Origin of the sequence: Halorubrum sp. 48-1-W (assembly GCF_003287355.1) — an archaeon.
Classification (GTDB): domain Archaea; phylum Halobacteriota; class Halobacteria; order Halobacteriales; family Haloferacaceae; genus Halorubrum.
The window spans coordinates 1-22,237 of record NZ_QMIM01000044.1; the positions used below are offsets into that span (position 1 = coordinate 1).

28 protein-coding genes and 2 pseudogenes are annotated in these 22,237 nt (G+C 59.7%); 10 read left to right on the plus strand and 20 right to left on the minus strand.

Translation table 11 applies throughout. The annotated features are described in order from the left end of the window. Positions 1-404: 404 nt before the first annotated feature. The 4 genes from DQW50_RS16365 to DQW50_RS16380 form a co-directional block, all read right to left on the minus strand. On the minus strand, positions 405-1,631 hold the full coding sequence (locus DQW50_RS16365) for a Tm-1-like ATP-binding domain-containing protein (RefSeq protein WP_112080330.1): 1,227 nt from the start codon (positions 1,629-1,631) through the stop codon (positions 405-407). 2 nt (positions 1,632-1,633) lie between these two features. Then, entirely contained in the window at positions 1,634-2,059 is a 426-nt protein-coding gene (locus tag DQW50_RS16370) for a cupin domain-containing protein (protein WP_112080331.1), read from the minus strand. 1 nt (position 2,060) lies between these two features. After that, entirely contained in the window at positions 2,061-2,894 is an 834-nt protein-coding gene (locus tag DQW50_RS16375; RefSeq protein ID WP_112080332.1) for a phosphoenolpyruvate hydrolase family protein, read from the minus strand. A gap of 579 nt (positions 2,895-3,473) precedes the next feature. After that, a complete protein-coding gene (locus DQW50_RS16380) occupies positions 3,474-4,790 on the minus strand; it encodes an ArgE/DapE family deacylase (protein ID WP_112080333.1) in 1,317 nt (438 codons plus the stop codon). 442 nt (positions 4,791-5,232) lie between these two features. On the opposite strand from DQW50_RS16380, the gene DQW50_RS16385 reads away from it, so the two are divergent. Further along, positions 5,233-6,063 carry an IS5 family transposase gene (locus DQW50_RS16385; protein ID WP_112080334.1) on the plus strand — a complete coding sequence of 277 codons (831 nt, stop codon included), beginning with the start codon at positions 5,233-5,235 and terminating at the stop codon, positions 6,061-6,063. Next, positions 6,026-8,116, plus strand: coding sequence for a PAS domain S-box protein (locus DQW50_RS16390; protein WP_394338597.1), 2,091 nt, complete (start codon positions 6,026-6,028; stop codon positions 8,114-8,116). Before DQW50_RS16385 ends, DQW50_RS16390 begins: the two co-directional genes overlap by 38 nt. Positions 8,117-8,180: 64 nt before the next feature. Here DQW50_RS16390 and DQW50_RS16395 read toward each other — a convergent pair whose 3' ends face one another. The 3 genes from DQW50_RS16395 to DQW50_RS16405 form a co-directional block, all read right to left on the minus strand. Next, on the minus strand, positions 8,181-8,621 hold the full coding sequence (locus DQW50_RS16395; RefSeq protein WP_112080335.1) for a transcriptional regulator: 441 nt from the start codon (positions 8,619-8,621) through the stop codon (positions 8,181-8,183). Next, complete coding sequence (locus DQW50_RS16400; RefSeq protein ID WP_241964468.1) at positions 8,608-8,907, minus strand: DUF6516 family protein; 300 nt, start codon at positions 8,905-8,907, stop codon at positions 8,608-8,610. Before DQW50_RS16400 ends, DQW50_RS16395 begins: the two co-directional genes overlap by 14 nt. Positions 8,908-9,032: 125 nt before the next feature. After that, on the minus strand, positions 9,033-9,272 hold the full coding sequence (locus DQW50_RS16405) for a hypothetical protein (protein WP_112080336.1): 240 nt from the start codon (positions 9,270-9,272) through the stop codon (positions 9,033-9,035). Between the two features lie 285 nt (positions 9,273-9,557). On the opposite strand from DQW50_RS16405, the gene DQW50_RS16410 reads away from it, so the two are divergent. The 5 genes from DQW50_RS16410 to DQW50_RS17715 all read left to right on the plus strand — a co-directional run bounded on the left by DQW50_RS16410 (position 9,558) and on the right by DQW50_RS17715 (position 11,739). Beyond that, entirely contained in the window at positions 9,558-9,782 is a 225-nt protein-coding gene (locus DQW50_RS16410; protein WP_112080337.1) for a hypothetical protein, read from the plus strand. Continuing rightward, the gene (locus tag DQW50_RS16415) at positions 9,779-10,153 is read left to right on the plus strand and encodes a hypothetical protein (protein ID WP_112080338.1); all 375 of its coding nucleotides are present in this window, start codon (positions 9,779-9,781) and stop codon (positions 10,151-10,153) included. The genes DQW50_RS16410 and DQW50_RS16415 overlap by 4 nt, the downstream gene beginning before the upstream one ends. Continuing rightward, complete coding sequence (locus DQW50_RS17970; protein WP_157964893.1) at positions 10,150-10,287, plus strand: hypothetical protein; 138 nt, start codon at positions 10,150-10,152, stop codon at positions 10,285-10,287. Before DQW50_RS16415 ends, DQW50_RS17970 begins: the two co-directional genes overlap by 4 nt. 192 nt (positions 10,288-10,479) lie before the next feature. Then, complete coding sequence (locus tag DQW50_RS16420; RefSeq protein WP_112080339.1) at positions 10,480-10,674, plus strand: hypothetical protein; 195 nt, start codon at positions 10,480-10,482, stop codon at positions 10,672-10,674. Between the two features lie 132 nt (positions 10,675-10,806). Then, a complete protein-coding gene (locus DQW50_RS17715) occupies positions 10,807-11,739 on the plus strand; it encodes a hypothetical protein (RefSeq protein ID WP_127341359.1) in 933 nt (310 codons plus the stop codon). Between the two features lie 488 nt (positions 11,740-12,227). Here DQW50_RS17715 and DQW50_RS16435 read toward each other — a convergent pair whose 3' ends face one another. From DQW50_RS16435 to DQW50_RS16485, 11 genes are all read right to left on the minus strand, one after another. After that, positions 12,228-13,718 (minus strand): DNA cytosine methyltransferase, encoded by a 1,491-nt coding sequence (locus tag DQW50_RS16435; RefSeq protein ID WP_112080342.1) that lies wholly within the window; start codon positions 13,716-13,718, stop codon positions 12,228-12,230. Beyond that, a complete protein-coding gene (locus tag DQW50_RS16440; RefSeq protein ID WP_112080343.1) occupies positions 13,708-14,619 on the minus strand; it encodes a DUF6884 domain-containing protein in 912 nt (303 codons plus the stop codon). Before DQW50_RS16440 ends, DQW50_RS16435 begins: the two co-directional genes overlap by 11 nt. Continuing rightward, positions 14,612-14,821, minus strand: coding sequence for a hypothetical protein (locus DQW50_RS16445; protein WP_112080344.1), 210 nt, complete (start codon positions 14,819-14,821; stop codon positions 14,612-14,614). The genes DQW50_RS16440 and DQW50_RS16445 overlap by 8 nt, the downstream gene beginning before the upstream one ends. Beyond that, a complete protein-coding gene (locus DQW50_RS16450; RefSeq protein WP_112080345.1) occupies positions 14,818-15,351 on the minus strand; it encodes a 3'-5' exonuclease in 534 nt (177 codons plus the stop codon). Before DQW50_RS16450 ends, DQW50_RS16445 begins: the two co-directional genes overlap by 4 nt. Next, on the minus strand, positions 15,348-15,599 hold the full coding sequence (locus DQW50_RS17975) for a hypothetical protein (protein WP_198664709.1): 252 nt from the start codon (positions 15,597-15,599) through the stop codon (positions 15,348-15,350). The genes DQW50_RS16450 and DQW50_RS17975 overlap by 4 nt, the downstream gene beginning before the upstream one ends. A 30-nt stretch (positions 15,600-15,629) precedes the next feature. Further along, complete coding sequence (locus tag DQW50_RS16460; protein ID WP_112080346.1) at positions 15,630-16,151, minus strand: HNH endonuclease; 522 nt, start codon at positions 16,149-16,151, stop codon at positions 15,630-15,632. A 12-nt stretch (positions 16,152-16,163) separates the two neighbouring features. Further along, on the minus strand, positions 16,164-17,024 hold the full coding sequence (locus DQW50_RS16465) for a hypothetical protein (RefSeq protein ID WP_112080347.1): 861 nt from the start codon (positions 17,022-17,024) through the stop codon (positions 16,164-16,166). Further along, a complete protein-coding gene (locus DQW50_RS18555) occupies positions 17,024-17,329 on the minus strand; it encodes a hypothetical protein (RefSeq protein ID WP_241964469.1) in 306 nt (101 codons plus the stop codon). The genes DQW50_RS16465 and DQW50_RS18555 overlap by 1 nt, the downstream gene beginning before the upstream one ends. Next, a complete protein-coding gene (locus tag DQW50_RS16475; protein WP_112080348.1) occupies positions 17,316-17,834 on the minus strand; it encodes a ribbon-helix-helix domain-containing protein in 519 nt (172 codons plus the stop codon). The genes DQW50_RS18555 and DQW50_RS16475 overlap by 14 nt, the downstream gene beginning before the upstream one ends. Positions 17,835-18,084: 250 nt before the next feature. Next, positions 18,085-18,549, minus strand: coding sequence for a hypothetical protein (locus tag DQW50_RS16480; RefSeq protein ID WP_241964470.1), 465 nt, complete (start codon positions 18,547-18,549; stop codon positions 18,085-18,087). A gap of 100 nt (positions 18,550-18,649) precedes the next feature. Further along, entirely contained in the window at positions 18,650-18,988 is a 339-nt protein-coding gene (locus DQW50_RS16485) for a hypothetical protein (RefSeq protein ID WP_112080349.1), read from the minus strand. Between the two features lie 264 nt (positions 18,989-19,252). Between DQW50_RS16485 and DQW50_RS18560 the strand changes: the two are divergent. The 3 genes and pseudogenes from DQW50_RS18560 to DQW50_RS18890 all read left to right on the plus strand — a co-directional run. Further along, a pseudogene (locus DQW50_RS18560) lies at positions 19,253-19,510 on the plus strand (site-specific integrase); the annotation flags it as partial. A 36-nt stretch (positions 19,511-19,546) separates the two neighbouring features. Beyond that, entirely contained in the window at positions 19,547-20,251 is a 705-nt protein-coding gene (locus tag DQW50_RS16490; protein ID WP_241964471.1) for a site-specific integrase, read from the plus strand. Positions 20,252-20,999: 748 nt separating this feature from the next. Further along, positions 21,000-21,185: pseudogene (locus DQW50_RS18890) on the plus strand (reverse transcriptase-like protein); the annotation flags it as partial. Positions 21,186-21,243: 58 nt separating this feature from the next. Here DQW50_RS18890 and DQW50_RS17720 read toward each other — a convergent pair. Further along, the gene (locus tag DQW50_RS17720; protein WP_127341360.1) at positions 21,244-21,636 is read right to left on the minus strand and encodes a hypothetical protein; all 393 of its coding nucleotides are present in this window, start codon (positions 21,634-21,636) and stop codon (positions 21,244-21,246) included. Between the two features lie 219 nt (positions 21,637-21,855). After that, positions 21,856-22,002 carry a hypothetical protein gene (locus tag DQW50_RS18895; protein ID WP_394338598.1) on the minus strand — a complete coding sequence of 49 codons (147 nt, stop codon included), beginning with the start codon at positions 22,000-22,002 and terminating at the stop codon, positions 21,856-21,858. Positions 22,003-22,237 lie beyond the last annotated feature (235 nt).

The window sequence follows — 22,237 nt, forward strand, 5'->3', positions numbered from 1 at the left end:
CCTGCCCCTTTGAATCCCACCCCGCACAGCCCCGCACCGCACCTCACACCTCCCCAGCCTCGTCGACCGGCCTCTGCTTCGCTCCGGCCGGTCGACTCCCTCGCGGTCGGTTCGCGGGTGCTATCGCACCCGCTCACCGGCGCGCCACCGCGCTGGATCGATCGTTCCTTCATCTGTACTGAGCGATCCGTGAGTTCCCTGTACTGACCGATCACTCTCTCCCGTAGATCGGCCTCGGCTCGTACCCTATTCGCGCTGTGTATTCAGCACGGCTTCTGGAACCCTTCTTTGAATTGGTAGAATCCTCGGCGATCAATACGCACCCTTCAGTGAATGGCTGTTTAAGACGAGAATGTGTCTGAAAAAGAGCCAAAAACGGAGTGCTGACGGCCCAGCCGTCTAGATCACGCGTCAGGAGCGAGGCCTGCTTCCCGCATGTACGTGTCGAGCTGTTCGGCCAGCGCCCGGGAGAACGCTTCGTCGTTGACATCGGTTTCCATCTCAACCACGTCGACCGATTCAGCTAGATTCGCTTTGAGTGCCTCGAACAGGGCCGTGTCGGCGTCGGGATCGTGGAAGTCCTCTCCCTCGACATCGAGCATCGAGACGCCCCCAACCGGGAGGTATAGGGCAGTCGGCCCGTTCGCTACCGAGAGCTTCTTCCCGATGATCTCGCCCAGCTCAGCGTTCTCCTCGGCCGTCGTCCGCATTAGCGTTACCTGTGGATTGTGGATGTGGAACTGCCGCCCCTCGAACTCCTCGGGGACGGAATCACGCGGCCCGAAGTTGACCATGTCCAGCGCACCCGTCGAGACGACCTGTGGCGTGCCCGTCTCCGCGGCAGCGTCAAGCCTGTCGGGGCCAGCAGCAAGCACACCACCCACAAGTTCGTCGGCCCACTCCGTCGTCGTCACGTCCAACACGCCGTCGATGACGCCCTGTCTCACGAGGTCCTCCATCGCTTTGCCACCGGTCCCAGTCGCATGGAAGATGATCGTCTCGTAGCCTCGTTCCTCGAGATACTCCCGGGCCGTCTGGACACACGGTGTGGTGACGCCGAACATCGTGATCCCGATCGTGGGGCGGTCTTCAACTTCGATGTCCGGCTGGTTCGTAACCATCCCGACCATCGCAAGGGCAGCGTTAGCGATTACCTTCCGGGAGAGTTGGTTGAGCCCCTCGATGTCGGCCACCGAATACACCATCATCACGTCGGTGGCACCGACATACGGTTCGGTATCGCCGGAAGCCATCGTCGAGATCATCACCTTCGGGACCCCAACCGGCAGCGCCCGCATCGCCGTGGTCGCGATCGAGGTGTTGCCCGAACCGCCGAGTCCGAGCACACCGTCGAGGTCGCCAGAATCGTGTTGATGCTGGACGATCGCCGCTGCGCCCTTGCCCATCGCCTCGATCGCCTCGCCGCGCTCGGCGTCGTCCCGGAGGTGCTTCAGCGTGGTGCCGCTCGCCTCAGCGACCGCACTCGCAGCGGTGTCCGGATCGATCTCCGGGTCGCCCATCACGCCCGTGTCGATGAGGTGTACGTCAACGCCTTGCGCGCGAAGGACATCACGCGCGAACGCTATCTCTTCGCCTTTCGTATCGAGCGTCCCAACGATTGTGACGGCCATACTCACTCCTCCACGTTCTCGGGTGTCGGCAGTTCACCCGGCGGGACGATCTCACACTCTGGAAGGTCCCGGAGTACCTCCTCGGGGCCCGGTGGCGCGTAGACCGCGAGCAGTAACAACGGTTCCCAGCCGGTGTTGACGGTTCCGTGTTCGATGCCTTCAGGAACGAACACCATCTCGCCGGCCGAGATATCACGTGTCTGGTCGGCGACTTCCTGTTCACCCTCACCGCGAATGACGAAGAGGATCTCGTCGCTGTCGGGGTGGGAGTGGCGCTCGTGGCCCTTTCCGGGTTCCAGTTTGACGACGCCGGCGCTGAAGCGCTCGCCGCCCGTCACGTCGGGCGTGCTCAACCACTTCAGGACGCCCCAATCGAAGAGCTGACTTTCGACGTCATCAGGAGTGATGAAGTATTGGTGGTCGGTCATTTTAGAGATCGACCTGCTTGAATTCGCGGGTCTGTGCTTCGATCGCCTCCTCAGTCGGGAGGCGTTCGATGCTCGACGCACCGAAGAATCCGACGACACCCTCGGTGTGTTCCAGCACGTACTGGGCATCGTCGGGCCATGCGATCGGGCCGCCGTGACAGATCACCAGTACGTCCTCGTTCACCTCTTTTGCGGCGTCGTGATGGGCTTGAACGCGCTCGGCTGCGGCATCGAGATCCAGTGCCGTCTCGGCACCGATATCCCCGGATGTAGTCAGCCCCATATGTGAGACGACCACGTCCGCTCCGGCCTCGGTCATCTCGCGGGCCTGCTCTTCGCTGAAGACGTACGGGCAGGTGAGCATTCCTTGCTCAGCCGCTTCTTGGATCATGTCGACTTCCTTGTCGTAGCCCATTCCGGTCTCCTCGAGGTTCCGTCTGAACCCGCTGTCCTCGTCGATGAGGCCCACCGTCGGGAAGTTCTGGACGCCCGAGAACCCGCGCCGTTTCAGATCCTCGATGAACACGTCCATCTGGCGGAACGGGTCAGTCCCGTTGACGCCGGCGAGTACTGGCGTGTCCTCGACGACTGGAAGCACTTCGTGGCCCATCTCGACGACGATCTCGTTAGCGTCACCGTAGGGAAGGAGCCCAGCCAGCGACCCCCGACCGTTCATCCGATAGCGACCGGAATTGTAGATGATCAGTAGATCGACGCCACCGCGCTCGGCGAACTTCGCCGAGATACCGGTCCCCGCACCAGCGCCGATGATCGGATCGCCGTTCGATACCGTTTCCTGGAGTCGATCAAGCGACTCCTGTCGTGTGAATTCCATACGTCAGGTAGTATCATTACATAAAACAATAATCAACTTTTTGATGACTTTAGGGAATTACTACGGTACATAATGTTAACGTAAGTTATGTCATTTCACCACTGTTCGGTCAGAACGGATCTACGGGGGAGCAGGCCGAGTGTGTTGGGACTTGATCTCAAGGCGGTTCACAGTTAGAACTGACAAAAAACGAATCCGACTGAAAAATTCCAGAGTGTTATCTGACGCGGTAAGCGACAGGAACGTCTCGGTCGTACTGCCGGACGACGTTCGACGCGCGGGGCCCTTAGACGAGGACTCTATTCGGGACTTTCAGGGGAACGTAGCTTGACGCAAGCGGCTGGAGTGCGAGTTTGAGTCGTGGGCCGGGGATCACGGTGTCCGTCCAGTCGCTGACCGACGAACGGAGCACCGACTCCGAAACGGAGCGATCACGGATCCCCCGGCGACTCGACGGCCCGGAGATAGTGTACCGGGCCGTCGGCGACCCCGTCGGGGTCGGGCAACTCGACCGCCTTCGGCCGATCGACTCCTTCGGGACTGCCCCGCGTCACCGATCCGACGGCGGGCGACCCGTCGTTACTCCTCGATGCCGCACCACTCCATCGCCGTCAACGCGAGGACCTGGGCGGTGTCGACGAGCGATTCGACGTCGACGTACTCGTCGGTGCCGTGGCCGTTCCCGCCGCTCGGGCCGACGCTCGGACAGGGGATGTCGTAGTAGCGGTTGTAGAACCGCTCGTCGTTCCCGCCCAGCCCGCCGCGGTAGTTCACCTCGCTGCCGGTGACCCGTTCCGTCTCCGTACAGACGAGTTCGAAGAAGTCGCTGTCGTAGTCGACCTCGTGGGGGTCCGTGCTCCAGCCGAACCACTCGATCTCCGGCGGGTGCTCGGCGAGCCAGTCGTCGTTTTCGGCGACCCGCTCGATCGTCTCCGTCACCTCCGCCCGCACGTCCTCGCGCGTCTGTCCGGCGCTCGGCGGCCAGCCGATCCGGTACTCCATCACGACCTCCCCGGGGACGGTCGAGGTCCACGACCCGGGGACGTAGATGTCGGTCAGGCTCAGGTTCGTGGTGCTCCCCTCGGCTTCGGCGTACTGGTTGACCGACGGCCCGTAGTCATCGATCCGCTCGTTCCGTTCCTCGTGAAGCGCCTCGAGCGCCCCGTATATCTCGTACCCCTTCCCGACGGCGTCGACGCCGAGGAACTTGTACGCGGTGTGGGCGGGCTTCCCGGGGACGGTCACGCGGAAGTACATGACGCCCGCGCTCGCGACCCCGATCGTGGGGACGCCCGACGGCTCCGGGATGATCGCCGCGTCGGGCCGGTAGCCGCGTTCGAGCGCCGAGAGCACCCCACCGACGCCGCCGGCCTCCTCCTCGATCGTCGTCTGGAGGGTCAGGTCGCCGCGCAGTTCGATGCCGAGCTCCCGAAGCGCGTCGTAGGCGGCTACGAACGCGGCGATCCCGCCCTTCATGTCGAACGTGCCGCGGCCGTACAGCCGCCCGTCCTCGAGGTGAGTCTCCCACGGGTCGTGTTCCCACGCGTCGACCGGGTCCGGCGGCACGACGTCGACGTGGCCGCTGAGCGCCAGCGATCGGCCGTCGCCGGAGCCGGGATCCGTCGCAGCGACGTTCTCACGCCCCTCGTAGCCGTACTCCTCGAACGGCGTCGTCTCGAAGAAGGCCGGGTGATCCCGAAGCGCCTCGGCGTCCGGTTCCCAGGTGTCGACGTCGAGCCCGAACCCTTCGAACGTCTCGACCATCACGGCCTGCGCCGGCCCCTCCTCACCCGGAAGCGAGCGGGCCGCGACCAGCTCGGAGAGGAACGCGAGCGTCTCGTCGTGGTTCTCGGCGATGTACTCACACACAGCTTCTCGTGTTTCACGGTTCGTCATGGGTCGTACAACCGGAAACACGAACTTAAGCTTCCGGCTCCCGGAACGCCGTTCCCGTGGATGGACGAGACGGTCGGACGTGCTCACTGCGAGTCCGTCCCGCCGCGGCGTCGAATCCGACGACCCGTACGCTCAGCCATCGACAGGCGTTTCTCACAGGGGCTTACTCGATTCACGTCCGCCGTGAACGGCAGGATTCTCTCGCTGTATCAAGATCGCGTGTTGCGATCCGTCAGGGTGCGTCGTCACGTGACGCGATCAATGGCCGCTGAACGTATTTTTAAGCGTACTCGACCCTATTGATCAACGAGTCGATGACCGCACCGTGGACGACGCCGGCTGGCATCGCATATATGGGTCTCTTTGGCTGTGTTGAATCACCATACAGCAGTGGGGTAGGCCACTAAATCAAAGGAGTTGAAGCGGGAAGATTCGGTTGCCTATGACACAAATCTCCCGCTTCATCGGGGAAGTTGTGCCGGTTGCTCAAAGAGTTACTGGCGATGGAGGCGAATCCGCCGCCCCGGAAGGTGGCGGCGGATTCGCCGACTATGCACTCGTTTCGCTTCACTGTCTGCGGATTTACCTCGATTCATCGTACCGCATGACGATCGACCTGCTCAAAGAGATGCCACAAATAATCGGCGAGATCGGCCTCAACGCGGCCGATCTCCCAGCTCCGTCCACATTGTGTAAGGCGTTCGACCGGATCAGCATGAGCGTCTGTCGAGTGCTGCTGCGCCAGTCGGCGCAGCTGCACGATCTCTCTGAACACGCCGCGATTGACGCCACGTTCTACGACCGCTCACCAGCCAGCCGCCACTACTGCCAGCGAATCAGCTACCGCGTTCAGAAGCTCAAAGTCACAAAACTCGTCGATACAGCGTCTCAAGCCGTCCTTGACGTTCACTGCTCAACGAATCGGGAAGGAAGCGACGCAGACCTTGCTGAGCAGATCGCCCGTCGGAATGCGGGCGATCTGCGGTCTCTCGCCGCCGATAAAGGCTATGACAAGCAATCGCTTCGTGAAGGATTACGCGAGCTCGGGATCAGACCGCTGATCAAGCACCGCATCTTCGCGCCGTACGACCACGCGCACAACGCCAGAATCGACGACACCCGCTACAATCAGCGCTCGATGACCGAAACCGTGAACTCGGCTGTGAAGCGCTCGCTCGGCTTCGCCGTGCGAGCGCGGTCATGGTTCCGTGAGTTCCGCGAAATCGTGCTGATGTGTGTCGTCTATAACATCAAACGCTTCGTCAAACAGTGAATCTCTCCGCCTTACAGCGATTCAACACAGCCGTCTCTTTCTTCTCAGCGGGATCGCCTGCTTTTCGGTAATACCACGGGCGCTGACGCTTGATAGCGCCGAGATACGGTATGGATTAGTCGGCCTGCTCACGATGACGGGCATCTGGGGCGTTCTGAAGACAGGATTCTTCATCGTTCCCGACCCGCTTCGAGAGGTCACGTACACGGTGGGACTGGTGTTCGGGTTCGGCACCGTTTGGGCATGGCTGTACTTCGCGTCCGCGTATACCGGCCGACGACTACACAAGGACACGACACTCCGTCGGCTCGGCGTCGGCGTTTTTTTGTTCGTAGTGTCGATAAAGCTCACCAACCCGATCCACGGGTTGTACTTCACGACGACCGAGAGGACCGTACCGTTCCGATATCTAGCGATCGAACACGGAGTGATACACTGGGCCTCGACAGCCCTGTCGTATACGCTTGCGGCCATTGGACTGTTCATGGTCTTCGAGCTGTACGTCTCCTCTGAGTACGATACACGGCCGCTGATCGTCTTCACCGGCCTCCTCGCACTGCCCGTCACCTTCGATATCGTTGCGGTCGTGACGCCGGGGTTCATCAACTTCATCTATGCGCCGGTCGGCGTCGCGGCGTTCGCCACCGGCGCGGTATACCTGTTCGGTGACCAGTTCCTGTCGATAGCGGCGGCGACCCAGACCGCCAACGAAACCGTGATCGTCGACCGAAACGGGCGGATCCAGGACTTCTCGGCCGCGGCCGTGAGCACGTTTCCGGAGCTCGAGGGATCGGTCGGCGAGGAACTCGACACCGTACTCCCGGCGGTGGCAGACGCACGTGACGGTGACGAGCGGGTCATCGAACGCGACGGTGCCGACGAGTCGGCGTACTACTTCGTTTCTTCCAGACCGATGACGGTCGGCAACTCGACGGTCGAGGTCTTCGCGTTCACCGACGTCACGGAACGCGAGCAACAACGTCGGAGGCTGATTCAACGGGAACGCGAACTCGATCAGCGAAACGAGCTCTATCGCGCCATCATGGCGGCGAGCTTCTCGTTCGTCTTCCGGGTCGACCTGGAGAACCGTTTCACGTTCGTTTCGCCCTCAGTCGAGGAGTTCATCGGGTACGCGCCGGAGGAAATCGTCGGTGAGCCGATCTCGATGCTCGCCCCGGACGAGGAGAGGCTCGCCGAGGCCGCCGAGTATTTCGAGGCGGTCGCGAGTGGAGAGTCCATCCAGGTGAGTGACCTCCCCGTTGCGACCCGCTCCGACGGCACCGTGTACGTCGACGTACGAATGGTTCCGATATACGACCCGAGCGTCGAGAGAGACGTACGGACGCCGGACGACATCGTTGCGGTACAGGCGATGGGGCGCGACGTGAGCCAGAGACGCCAGCGGGAGGGACTGATCAGCGTAATGAATCGCGTGTTGCGACACAACGTTCGCAACGAACTGACGGTGATCAACGGGCGTGCCGAGATGCTGGCGGCCGAGGTCGACGGCGATGCGAGATCGAACGTCGACACGATCCTCCAGGCGGCCGATCGGCTGTTGGACATCACCGAGTCGGCCCGCCAGATCGAGGCGAACCGCGAGTTGTCCCCGGAGCTGGAGGCCATCGACCTCGTCCCGATCATCGAAGACTCGATCGCTCAGCTCGGGGAACGCTATCCGGACACGTCGGTGACGACGGAGCTCCCGGAGACGGCGGTCGCCGAGACGCTACCACAGATCGAGGTCGCGATATGGGAGCTACTCGAGAACGCCGCCGAACATACCGGTCCGCGGCCGACCGTCGACATCACCGTCACCACGGGCGACGAGCGGACGGCCGTCGTCATCGCCGACGAGGGGCCCGGTTTGCCCGACGACGAGCGGCAAGTGCTAGCCGAAGGCAAGGAGGAACCGCTGGTCCACGGCAGGGGCCTTGGCCTGTTCCTCGCGTATTGGATCGTCACGAACCTCGATGGAGACATTGAGGTGTCCGAAACGCAGTCGGGGACGACGGTTACGATCGGGCTTCCGACGGCGTCCGAGCACTCATAAAACGGACGAACCCGGAGCTATCTCAAAGTACACCACCGCAGGAAGCCCTCCACTGTGGACTTCGTCACGCCGGTGCTTCCGCGTCGCCGCCAGTGACCTCGGCCCGAACGGTGATGTCGAACTCGATCGTCTCGTACGGTACGAAGGGCTGTTTCGCCGTCCCTTTCTTACGATACTTCACGATGCCGTACTCGGCGAGGACCTCGACGTCGTCGTGGACGACGGAGTAGCTCCGATCGAGCCGGTCGGCGAGGTCAGTGATGCTCTCGGCGGGAGCGCCCATCAGCGAGCGGAGGAGTTCGAGGCGGCGGTCGGTGAGCAACCGACGGATACCTTCGGCGTTCTCGAAGGAGACGACCGCGTCGGTCTGCTCTCCTTCCTCTGCGGCCGCCGCGGCGTCCAACGCCTCATCGAAGGCGTCCTCGGCGGACGAGATCGTGATTCGAAGCGTGTTCGGGTAGGTGAGCTCCTCGGGTGCGGGCTCGCTGTGGTTATCGTCGGGCATTGATCGTGAGCACCTCCTCTCGGAATCGGGCAACGTGGTCTTGGAGGCCGTCGAACTCGATCCCGGTCACTTCCTCGCCGACGTGACGGTGATGAGGTCCGATGTCGGAGTCGTGTGCGTTGTCGTACCGGAGGATCTCTTCGCCGTCCTCGGGCGTGTAGTACTGAAACCGGTAGTGGAACCCACCGGGTTTACTCGAGTCCTCCACGGCGAACAACTCGACTTCCGTCCCCTCCTCGGCATCGACCTCGAAGTGACGGTCGAGTACAACGTCTCCATCGGCCATGTTGCCTTCGTACTATCATGTATCACCTGATACCATATATCTCTTCGGGAGATTCAGAAGGGCAGCGACTGCCGGATAATATCGGCTGGATCTAAAACAGTGATCTGATCCTTACTTTTCAATCGCTATTCGTCGAGATAATCGTCGAGCTTGTCGAGTGCGATCTCGAGTTCCTGTTTGGCCGCCTCCGCACCCTCACCGCTGTCCGCGATCAGGTGTCGTCGTGCTTCGAGGATCTGTTCGTCCCAGACTTCGGAGCACAGTTCTTCCTCTCTCTTCGATCGCGTTCGCTGATCGTCGGCTGACCCGGCCGGAACTCCAGCCGCGGCGATCGCGGCCGCACCGAAGAACGCTCGACGGTTCATCGGGACCGAACCTCCGAGCCCGTGGTTAGTCGAGTTTGAACCGGTGATTCCGTGTCGATACAGCAGTCTGTGTCCGACGATTCAAGTCGGACGGGCATCTTGGTGGACATGCTTCGGTGACCTGCCGAAGCGCGGGGTCGGTGTCTCCAACACCGGCCTCACTTTCTGAGGGATCCCGCGCTTCTCAACGATATCTCTATTCACCGTCCACTTAATACTTAGCACCATAGCAAACTATTTGCTATGGAGCAAAGTTAAGTCGGATTGTTGCTAACGTAAAAGTAGATGGTTCCTGAACCACTGGACGTGAGCAAATACCGCGCTATCATGACGACCACCGATCGGGAGAGAATTTCCGGTGAGGTGGATGTATCCGACGAAAAACGATATCAAGCGATCCACCGTGTCCGTAGCCGAATTGAAGAGATTGAGACCGATGTTGATGTCCTCAAAGAACATCATCCAGAACTTTTCGAAGAACTCCAGAAAGCCGTCTGCGACGACGAATGAGTGAGGAACCCCGCGAGTACGACCGGGAATTCACGACACCGCTGGAGTATCGGGTGAGGCGGCGAATCGGCTACAGTCACGCTCACGGTGAAGTGACGCGGTTCGTGGTTCAGATGGAGTACCGGCTTGACGGCGGATGGGCCGAGATCGTTCGTTTCGACCACGACCCAGAGAGCGACCACGGCCACGACGTCACCGTCGAGGGCGTCCACATGGACGTGTACCGCGACGGCGAGAAACTCCGCTCAGAGGAAGTCTTCCCGCCGATGTCCGCGAGCGACGCGCTGACATTCGCCGAAGAACACTTGAACCGGCACGCCGAACGGTACATCAACAGGTTCGAACAATGGCACGGGATCAGAAACCGATGACCGACAAAGAACTCGAGGAATTCGAGGACGCGATGAGCGATCAGGCCGAAGATCTCCGCGAAGCTCTCGCGGAGGATCTCGGTGGCGACCCCGACGATTACCGAAAGCGTCCGGTTGCCGACGGCGGCGAGTGAAGATCTCGATATTCTCAGAGAACTTCGAGTCTGATCCTGCTTTGGGACCGGTTTTCGAACCGGCGATCCAGGCTCGGTCGCCGTACTAACTCCGAGTTACTATTGTTGAGTTATATTTCCGGGTAGAAGCCTTTAGACCGCCTTTTGGATATGCGGCGTATCAATTAAGAGTAAACGTGAGATTCCCAAAGTATGGACCTTCAGATTGTCCTACTCGCCGTTTCATCGATTAGTGGCACCATCGTTGCGATACTGAAGATGTTCGAAAAACTCACCGAGGACGATTCGGAGGATGATGACGATGACGACGATGGTGAGAACAATGGCGGCTGGGGGCCCGGATCGGTCGAATTTCTTCCAGTACAAGAGTTCTCAAAAACGCACTGAGGGCCGGAAAGATAAGCGAATAGAAATATTAGTTTAGAGGTTACTTCACAAACGCCGCTCACACCTAACGTATAATTAAATAGCATAAGAATTCAACATTTAATCGAGATATAGCCGATCGCCAATTCAAAAATGAATCAAAAACCTACCCCTGCTGACCAACCGTACGATCCCGGTGATATCGTTCACATATACGGTCCTGAAGAGCAGGAAGAGTACGAACATCAGTTTGGTTGTGAGATTATCGATGTACACCCCACTGATAATTCAGATCAGGAAGAGAACAACCCAAAATATTCCTTGTGGTCGTTCGGTTTAGAACAAGTTCTAGGAAGCAACTATTCGCATGAACACTTGGTACCATCTCCTCGCAGTTACAGAAATATTGATGAATTTCTTGGTGACCAATCGGTCACCGGGGAAAGGCTACTAGGGAAGTTTCGACGGGGTGATCTTCAACTATTCGATAAGTACCTTACCGCCGTCGACGTGGAATCTGACCCTACAAAAGACTGGTTGAATATGATTCAACAAGAAAACGAACACCGAATAAATTCCCTCTTTGCGGAGCTCTCCCTACTCTATTACCTTCGAAAAGTCTACGGTCATAATAAAGTCACACTAAATGTACCACTAGGTGAGGAAAGAGGTTCGAAAGACTTTGATCTTAGGCTGAGAACACAGAACGAGGACATCTGGATTGAGGTGGTTAAGCCAGACCATGTTGAGCAGTTAGAAAAAGAGGGACCAATGTTTGGGATGGGAACTCGAACAGGCAACTCAATCAGCCGAAAACTAGAGGATAAATTCAAACTTGCTCGGGATACAGCACACGATGATGTCATTCTTGTACTCGCAGTATATCAAGAAGAAGGACTTACTCAGGGATTCGAAATAAGCCGTTGGATCGATGAAGGATACTACGATATTGGTGAACTGTCTGATGGATGGATAACATATACACACCTCGCTGATCCACACTTCAATTACGGCGCGTTTTCTGAAAATGGTATGAGATGTTCTGAGATATTTGAAAACCTAGAACAGATCGAGTCAATCCAATAACGGACTAGTATAAGCGAATTTTCTCTGTCTTACCTCCTCCATGTATTTTTAGTCACGAAATCAACCGGCTAGATCAGGCTCTGAGTCGTACTACCATCCGAATATCTTGTTCGCTGGTCCACGGCCGGACTCGCGCCGCTCCGCCGCCGTAGGCCCACACCGTCGCACCCAGGAGATGCTCGCGAGCTATCGACACCGAACTACGTTCGGAGCCGTCTCCGCGCCGATCTCGGCCGCCATCCGTGACGAGCTTCGTCTGGCCGTCTGCGTCGTCCTTGTCGAACGTGTTGTGCGCTTCCTCGTGTTGGTTCTTGAACTGCTCCCAGCGACCTTCGAGGGACCGCGTGAAGGCCCCCCAGAACCCGCCGGTTGTCCGCGGGTGTCCCGGATCGTCCGGCTGAAGGTTTGGACACGTCACCTGTGCGCGAGCCGAGCGAGCAGCCGCTTCGACAGACGCCGGCGACATGACAGGCTGACCGGTCTCTCGATCAGTCATCGGCAACGCTCACCTCCTCTCCCGGAGTAAACGTCTGGAGGCTCGGTTCGGTCCCCGTCAGCGCCTCCTTCACGAGTGCTCTCGCGAGGTTCACCGGCACCGCGTTCCCGATCTGCTCGGTGGTCTCGCCTTTGTTCCCGGCGAACTCGTAGTCCGACGGGAATCCCTGTGCCGCGGCGAGTTCACGCGGCTGGAGCATCCGGTACCGAAGGTCGAGACCCCACGGGTACAGATCCGGGACGCAGAGCGCGTGCCGGTCCTTCGTCGTCACGGTCGGTAGCGGTTCGTCGACGTCGGCGGTGTCGCTGTTCCCGTAGTACTCCACGAGGAACGGAGAGACGAGGTGTCCGTCGGTGTTGCTGGCCGTCACCGTGTGGAGCGGCCGGTCGTCGGCCGTGTACGTCGCGTTGCTGTGGAGTCCGCGAGCCGGGCCGTTCCGCGGCTTCACGAACGGCTGCGCCTTGATGTAGTGGATCGCTCCACGCGTCGCGATCGTCGGTAGCGGCTCCGACTCGGCGTCGAGCGCTCTCGCGTTCGAGTGTTGCCCCATCACCATCGGCGTCCCGCCGTCGACTTCGACACGTGCCGGCCCCTCCACGAGGAAGGGCTCGTCGCGGTCGGCCGCCGCGTCCTCCAGCTCCTCGAGCGCGACGACGTCCTCCTGGAGCGACGCGACGTCGTCCGGGCCGATCTCCGCGATGATGTCCGCGTAGGGAGCGAGTTCGTCCGCACAGTGGTCGCGGATCCCCTTCGCGATCCGCCGCATCGTGTTGTTCGAGAGCGGCCTCGAGCGCGACCACACCGACCCTCCGACATCGCTCCAGTCGATGATCTCCGACGCGGGCCGCCAGTCGGCGAGATCGTCGTCTTCGTCCGAGTGCGTCGGATCAGGGTGACTCGCACGCCGATCCCGCCGAGCGACGACGAATAGCCGTTTCCGGGTCGTTGCGTCGCCGTAGTCGGCCGCGTTGAGCGTGTCCCACTCGATGGCGTAGCCGAGACTGTGGATCGCGTTCACCCACGCCTCGAACGTCTCACCGTTCCGCGTCGGCTGCCCGTCGTCATCGATCGGCCCCCACGACTGGAGCTCGGGAACGTTCTCGACGAGGACCGCGTCGGGCTGGGTCTTCTGGATCCAGTCGACGACGTGCCACGGAGACGCGCGCTTCTGCTCGTTGACCGGCTTCCCACCTCGAGCACTGCTGAAGTGCGTACACTCCGGGCCGGCCACCAGGAGGTCGACGTCGTCGTCTCCGACGATCGCCGGCGGGTGGAGTTCCTCGACCTTCGCGTTGTGGTGTTCCGCCCACGGGTGGTTCCGCTTGTGCGTCTCGATCGCCTTCGTCCAGTGGTTCACGGCGATGAGCCGGGCGTCCCGCTCTAGTTCCTCACAGGCCAACGCGAGACCTGTCGAGAAGCCGCCACCGCCGCAGAACAGATCGACAGCGGTGATGCGATCGGCTCCGGATCGATCACTCGGCACGGGGCTCACCTCCGTCAGTCGCGACCTCTGCGGCCGCGATCTCGTCACTCATCCAGCCGATTTGCTCGAACATCCCGCCTTGGGCCTGCTCAACCTCTTGGAACGGGAACGAGACCGTCAGATCGCCGGGAGCGCTTAGTGCGTCGAAGACGCCGCGCTGCTCCAGGGGCTCGCGGTACTGCTGTCCGAGCAGCACCTCCAGTTCCACGTCCCGCGGGTCGACATCGTCCGTCACGTCGTCAATCCACGCCACGAGACCCTCGTGGACGTTGAGCGCCCACTGGTCGAGTCGGGTGTCGACCGTGTCTCCTGACGGAAGCCGCGCGTCCGAGTCGACCGGAACTCCGCGCCAGTCGTCGGGCGTCCGTTCGTAGTACTCGATCGGTGTCTCCGGGTGAAGCACGTCGTGCTCTGCGGAGATGACCCGCCAGTCGTCTCGAAGTTGGCCGTAGCCTCCCTTGTTCGACCAGTACGCGCCCTTGTAGCGCTTTCTCGCCGGCATCACCCCGTCGTCTTCGTACTTCGAGCCGGAGCAGCCGACCGCAGCGAGCCGGAGCGGATCGCGGTCTCGATGATCGTCGATCGCTCTCGCAGCGCGGAGCGTGATGCTCATCCCGTACCAGCGGTCGCCGATCTCGGTGCCGCCGCGGTAGATGTCGCGGAGTCCGCGCATCGCCTCCGGGAGCGTGTCGTAGGCGGTCGCGACGTTCGCCGCGAAGCTGCCGCGAACGCGCTCACCGGCCTCGGCGAGGATGTCGATCAGTAGCTCGTAGAGGTCGCGGTCAGCAGCGTCGACCGCCACCGCGTGGCTGACGTGACCTCGGAACTCCCTGGCGACCACGAGATCGCCGTTCGGGAGCTCGTGTTCGCGATCAACTCCATCGGCGGATCGATCAGTCACGGCTAGTCACCTCTTGAACGGTGACCTCGACATCGGCCCCGTGGAGGTGGTCGATCGCCTCGCCCTGGAGGTCCTTGCGGACGAACACGAACTTCTCGCTCTCAGTGTCGACGACAGCGATGTCGTCGTTCTGGAGCTGGTCGAGTTGCTCCTCGGTGAGCGAGAGGAGATACGCGCGCTTCCCTTCTCCGTCGTCGTTCACGCCGACTCACCTCGCGCTCGGATCTCTTCGATCCCGGCGAGCGTCTTCGAGACTACCTCAGCCTGGTGAACTGCGTCATCGAGCGCGTCGTGTTCGACACCTTCGAACTCGACATCGGCGGCGACGGGTAGCGACGAGATCGTGCGGAAGTCGCGCTCCTCGTAGAACATCCACGGCTCGTCTCGATCGACTGCGTGGTAGGCCGTTTCGAGCAGTTCGCAGTCGAACGACGGCGAGTTCGCCCAGATCTGGTCGGCGTCGCCGTACCACTCGGAGAACGCTTCGAGAACTCTCGCGAGAGGGTCGCCACCGGAGAGCTGGTCGAGTGCCTCCCCGTCCTGGGCGAGCCACCACTCGAGCGTCTCCGCGTCGATCGTCAGCCCCGCACGCTGGCAGCTCGTCAGCGAGATCGAACGCTCGAAGGTGTCACCTACACCGGATTCATCGAAGCGTACCGCGCCGATCGAGACGACCGACGCCCCCGGCTCGAGACCCAGCGTCTCGATGTCGAGCATCACCCGGTCAGTCACGCCGACTCACCTCCGAGTTCCTCCATGATCTCGCCCATCAACTCGCGGATCTCCGCCGCCTGCTCGCAGTTCACCAGCAGCGCCACGTTGCCCTCGACGTCGACCGCGTGGCCGTCGTAGTCCTCCTCGAAGAGGATCGCGTACATCCGCTCTCCTCCCGCGTACTCCGGCTCCTCGTCGAGCGCCCGAACCGTCAGCTCGTTCAGCGCCGGGATCGAGCCGCCGTCGTCCGTGGTCGTTTCGTTCATGATCTCGTCGTTCACGCCTTCTCACCCCGCTCAGACTTCGATCGGCTCGCCGTCGCACTCCCGTCTCGCACACTCCAGGCACCGCTCGCCGGCGAAGCCGGGCGATGTCGCGAGCAACTCCGCGACCTCACCGCAGCCGTCGCAGACCTCGTCGTCGGAGACCCCGGCTGTCCGGCGTTCGCGTTCTCGTTTCTCGTCTTCGGCCCACGCTCGAACCTCCTTCTGGGTGATCGACGCGTGGCGAGCGTGTTCGACCGGCTCGATGTTCTCTCCCCGGTTGTCCCACTTGATCCCGTTGCGGTGATGGACGTCCTTCTCCGCGAGATCGTCGAGTATCGACTCGATCGGCTCCTCGAGCGGGTAACACTCGACGACCGCGAGTAGCCGGTGGTGTGCGACGTAGACGTCTTCGCGCCGATCCCCCGGCGTGTGCGGTCGGTGCTCCGTGGAACGCCAGCGTTCGTAGCCGGCTCCGCTGTCGTGACCCGCTTTCGCGTGTTCGAACCGGGCGTACCGCTGACAGCCGTTCGAACCGAGGTGATAGTTTGACACACGATCATCACCTCAGTCATTCTGGATCCGCGGCGCGAGCATCATCGTCACGTGACCGAAGCCGTCGGCGAAGTCGTAGTCGAGGAAGATCGGCACCTCGTCGTCGATCTTCCCGGACAGCTCCGTCCCGCTTCCCAGCGGCTTCAAGATGCCCTTGTATTTGCTCCCGCCTTCCGATCCACCGATCAGATACGAGAGCGAGAAGAGCGACGTGACGCCCTCGGAGAAGTTCGCGTCGAGCAGCTCGTCAGAACCGATCACGGTCCGGATGTCATCCGTATCTCCCTCCGCACTGACAACCAGCGAGCGGTCGTCTACGTCCGCTTCGAACTCGACGTGGTCGCTCACCAGCTCCGCGTTCTCAACCGCGTCGCCGAACACCTTCGCGTCGACCTCGAACTCCGCACTGTGGTCGATCTCCGGGATATCCGGCTCCTGCCGGATAGAATCGGTATTGATCCCCGCCATCTCCACCTCGACGTTCGTGTGCTCGATGTGGATCGAGCGTCTCTCCGGCAGGTACTCGAGCCTCACCGGGTCGGCACCGCTCGCACCGTCGATGTAGTCGTCGAGCTTCTGTAGGTTCAGCCCGATCGGGAACATCCCGTCTCCGACCGACTCGAACGCGCCGGGCTCGACCTCGAGGTCGACCATCGCGATGTTCGCAGGATCGACCGCGGCGATCGACAGGCCATCGTAGCCGATCCGTAAGATCGCCTCGTCGACGACCGTCAGCATCTGATCGACCACCTGCTGAAGCACTTCCGCGCGGATAACGACCTCCAGACTGTCGACCGACTCCGTCTCCGCGTTCGAGACGTCTTCGTCTTCCGCGGTCGCGTCTTCCGAACCGTCCGCGTCGACAGTCGACATCACGCACCACCTCCGACGTCGTCATCAGTCGCATCTTCGGCGTCGGTACTCCCGTCGATCTCGGTGGTGTCGTCACTCATGGTCGTTGTCTCCGCGAACCGCTCGGTCGTCCGCTCGATGCTCTTCGGGACGGTACTCAGCGTCGCCTCCAGCTCCTCGGCGGAGATCCCCGCCGGTGCTTCCACCAGTACCGAGACGTCGCCTTTCTCGACGCTCGCCAGTGCTCGGTCGCCGACTACGTCGACGTCGAGAACCGCCGGGTGCTCCGTCGCCGCCGTCTCCGGCGTCGGCTCACTCGTCGCCATCGGCCACCTCCGTACTCGCCGCCGCCAGCTCGTCGAGCCGTTCTCGCGTCTCTCCGCCGTCCGCGACCGCGTCACCGGACGTCGACGCCGGCGGCTCGTGCGGTTCGACCTCGTCGCCGTCGAGTCGCCCGATCACCAGCGTCACCGTGTGGATCCCCTGGTGGACACGGAGCGCGTTCTCCCGCTTCAGCGGGTAGATCACCGTCTTCCGGACCGCTTCCTTCTGGATGTTCAGTTGGTTCGCGAGTACCGACTCCGCCGTGTCGAGCTCGAGACGACCACCGACTCCGGCCCACTCGACCAGGTCGCGGTGCGCGTCCCTCGCTTTCACCGGGATCTCGTCGGCGCGGTCGTTCGTCTCGTCACTGTCGCCGACGTACGTCTCCCGTACTGCCGCCCGGATCGCCTCGGAACGCGATCCCATCTCGTCGCTCGCCGCTTCGAGCGCGTCCACGAGTTCCGGGTCGCGGATCCGCGACGTCACGTGGACTCCGTCGTCGCTCATCGGCCCACCCCCCTACGCCCGCGGGCGGACCCACGGCCGCATAATGCGCGGCGGCGCGCGCGCCGTCGCACGGATGCGCCACGTGGCCAGCGATTCCGACGCCCCCCCGTACCTGTGTTACAAAACACAGTTTCGACGGTAGGGGTGTCGAACGCCTCGATTCCGGTGAAAGAGTCTGTGTTACAGGCCCCGCGGTCTGTAACACAAGATCCGCTCCACGTGTTCCACTCGAAACAGTCGAAACGGAGGTTCACCGTTCACCCCCGTCGGTGACGACCATGTGATCGGTCGCGGGGAGTTCGACCTGCGCCTCCGCACCGGAGAAGTCGAACCACCATGGCGGCGAGAGGTACGTCCGACCGGTGTCGAGATTCGTGACGCCGAGCTGGTCGCGAGACCATCGCCACCACAGCAGCGCGACGTGAGCGCACCAACCGCGGTAGCTCCAGCCGTCGCACTCGCACTCGGCAACGAGATCTCCCTCGTAGAGCGCGAAGAGCACCCGGTGGTGAGTGATCTCGTCTCGGTCGTCAGCGTAGCCGAGAAGAACATCGAACTCTGCCGGATTCGCCGGTGATGCGTTCGATTTCGCCGCCTGCGCACGGTGCCAGCTCGTCGACGTTGTCCATCCGCTCGGGAACCGTAGCCGCTCGGGTTCGCCGAGTTGGTTCGCGATCTGCTCGCGCTGCTCCTCGACGGCAGTCTCGGGGCTCATACCTCACCCCCGTAGCTACAGTTGGGACACGTGTCGTAGGGGATCGCGCTGCCGGGCTTCGAAGTCCGCGTCAGCTTCGATCCGCACTTCGGACAGAGCCTCATGGCGGCGAACACCCCCGAACGAACCGCCCAGCGCTCCCGGCGTTCGGATCCTCGATGTGCTCTCGGACGGCTTCACGGACCGCGCGTTCTCCGCACCGGATCTTCGAGATCCACTCGTCTTCGTCGAACCGGGTATTCACCGCGTAGTACCGCGCCTCGTCGTCGACGAGCTCGCGAACGTAGCCGTTCCACCCGGCGTCGTCTTCCCAAAGCCGAAGTTCTCCAGCGTCGTCGAACAGGTCGTCGATCTCGATGGTTCGCCGCTCGACGACCGTCGCTACCGCGCGATTGTCCTCGAGGTCGACCTCCAGATCTGTCTGGTGGTCGACACTCATTGGGCCACCTCCTGTCCGGGCGCTGATCGGCCGAAACCTGTCAGTAGAAGGCCCAAAACGTATATATGGGGAGCGGGCCGGGCGCGAATTAGACCGGCGTTGGACATCGGGGTGCGGTAGCTCCCTGAATGTCCAACACCGGAGGCGGTGATTTCTGTGCGCAGCACAGAAAATCACAGGAACCCCGCGACCGACGGATTAAGATCGCTCCTCCCGGATGGAGGACCCTGTCTGACCCCACGGGAGGCATCGTGTCAAGCAACTATGTCAGGACTTGAGCCTCTCGAACCAGAACGAGGCGTAGAGCTGTACCTCAAACACCGAGCTGACGATTGCGCTGACTCAACGCTCAATGCGCATCGACTTCGGCTGAAGCATCTACTCCGGTGGTGTGAAGAACGAGGAATCACCAATCTCAATGAACTCACTGGACGACGTCTCCACGAGTACCGACTATGGCGTAAGGAGGACGGAGACCTCAATCGTGTGTCTGTTCGCACACAGATGTCTACCCTCCGAGCGTTCATCGACTTCTGCGCGCAGATTGACGCTGTTGAGATGGGACTCAAAGAGACGGTTGACGTTCCGGAGCTCGATGACGGCGAAAACGCGCGATCAGTCCACATCAATAACGATCACGCCGAACGGATCCTCTCTCAGTTATCTAAGTACGAGTATGCCAGTCTGAGGCACGTACTCATCCTGTTACTGTGGAAAACTGGAGTGAGAACTGGGACAGTGCGCAGTATCAATGTAGATGATGTCGACAGTACCGAGGGATATATCGAAGTCAGACATAGACCAGGGTATGGAACACCTCTGAAAAACAAGTCAGCCGGAGAGAGGTTCATCGCGATCTCTGATAAGACAGCACGGATCCTAACAGATTGGATAGAGGAGAAGCATCCTGGTACAGAGGATGATCACGGTCAGACACCACTGTTAGCAACTAGGTATGGTCGAATTAGCCGAAGCAATATCCGGAAAAACAGCTACTGGGTGACAAGACCGCAGTTTGTAGGGGATGACTGCCAATGCGGGGTTGATGATCACTCATATGATGATGTCCATCAGTGTGAAGACGCAGTAAGTCCTCATGCGCTTAGGAGAGGGTCAATCACCCATCATCTACGGTCAGAGGTACCTCGTCCTGTTGTGTCCGAACGAGCCAACGTTAGTGGAGATGTTCTTGAGAAGCATTACGACGAAACGAGCTTGGAAGAGCAAATGAATCTGAGGAGGGAACACTTAGACAATATCTAGTCAGGGCCTTGTATTTCTGACTCTTCGTGAGAGAGCACAGACCGCAGAGAGAACACGGTGGGGGGTTCATTACGACACCATCTGTCGAAGACAACGCATCATCTCCCTCACTAGCTGGACCACACCAGACAGGTTACAACCTACTATCGGCTAGCTCACGAGAGAAGTTCGACTCAGTATCAAGCAATTCTTCGCCAACTTGGCCCCTACGAATTTACTCTCGGATCGAACTGGGATAGTATCGGGACGGACTCTTTCCACTCCCCTCAGTATATACTATGCGCATCGGGGCAGTATCTCAGGAACTTACCGACGTCGGTAACGTCGTAGCATAGAGAATGCGATAGAGCTACTCATACTGGTTTAATTTCATCTGGGATATGATGAATCATCCGTAAGAATATGGCTGCTAATTGGCCGTTGATGTTTCTACCAGTTTAGAGAGGTGTTCTGATAGCCGTACAAGATGTAGGGCGCATAATCAGCACAGAATCAGCTACAAATTGAACAGGTAGAATTGGTCAGTATAGAGCGTATAGTCACATGATTCAGGAGTAGCAAAGCTCAAAAATGGCGCTCGTCCGAATCTCATCCTACAGCTGTCGGGTACATTGTAGAGACTGACGGCTGGATCGGAGGGGGTAGCGAACACTTCGGGAGATCAGCCAACAACCGAATCCAGTGCCACACCCTCATCCGAGGGTTAGAGGTCGTGTCGGAGTAGGGATGTACCGGGGTTGAAGCGAGAGGTGACTCCGAGGTAATTGTGAAGCAAGTTCGTGGTGAGTATGAATTGAACCAGCCAGATCTCCATCCACTACGTGACCGCGTACAAGAGTTGGCTGACGAGTTCGAGCAATTCGAGATACAGCACATTCCGCGAGAAGAGAACTGGGAGTCAGACGAACTGGTTGACCGAGCCTTCGACGACTGAGTGGGACTACCTTTGAGATAGGTGCTATCTGGGAATATCTCCGTGAAGTGGATGTCAATTATTCCAATTTTTTTGATAGAACCCTTGACATTTTTATATGGTCACCTTCCTCTTCTACTAATTGCCTAGAAGTAAGAACTCTCATAATCCAATTGATTTTATGTGTGGGTATTTCAGAACCGGGTGGTTCTGATTGTATTTCTTCCTTTGTTACTGGGCCATTGTCAATAACGTACGAGAGAACATTAATGTATTTTGGCTTATCCTCATCGTATGACGTAGGAATTTCGTCTGAATAAAATATTTGCTTATTTTCTTCCGGTAAATCTTTGATATCCTCTTCTGAGAGTCCTAGTATTGGAACAAATTCTTCTTCGTTAGTATTTGTTGCTTCTTTAATTTCTTTTTCGAATGTATCGAATAATTTGGTGAGACGTTCCTTGTCTGGCATAGACAGAAATGGTTAGACATAACACAAGTACTTACCGATAAATAACAACTAGATTAGATGAGATCGTCCTAATTACTGTGCTATAGCGCCCGATTGTAATAGGATTATATAGAGGGATTGAACGAGTGATGCCGTATATGGGAAACACCCCGTGTACCTCAGTTGATGACCGACGAGACAGCACGGGTGTGTTGGATATCAAAACTCTCGAACTCTCTCTCACGCTACGTAACTCTCGCCGAAGGTGTCGCTGTTGTTTCGACAGACTTTCAGTATGGTCATCTCCCCAGACGTGACTCCATCAGAGGAGTGTCCCTCGTCCCACTTCTGACGCATCCGGTCGAAGGCTCGGAAGCAGTCATCCATCAACTGCTGAATATACAGGCTCAATTAATCGCTGGACACCAATAGGGAGCGATTGCTGAATATACCCTCTGTATCTCGCACACTGTTTCTGATAGAAACTGCTCTGTTGAATCCGCAGAAGGCGTCGGGATCGGGTCACTCTGTACTCAGTTTAGGAGCAGTGTCGAGAGAATTCAGAGATGGAATCTTGGCAGAGAGAATGAGGATCGAGAACACCGGGTGGATCGATCCAACT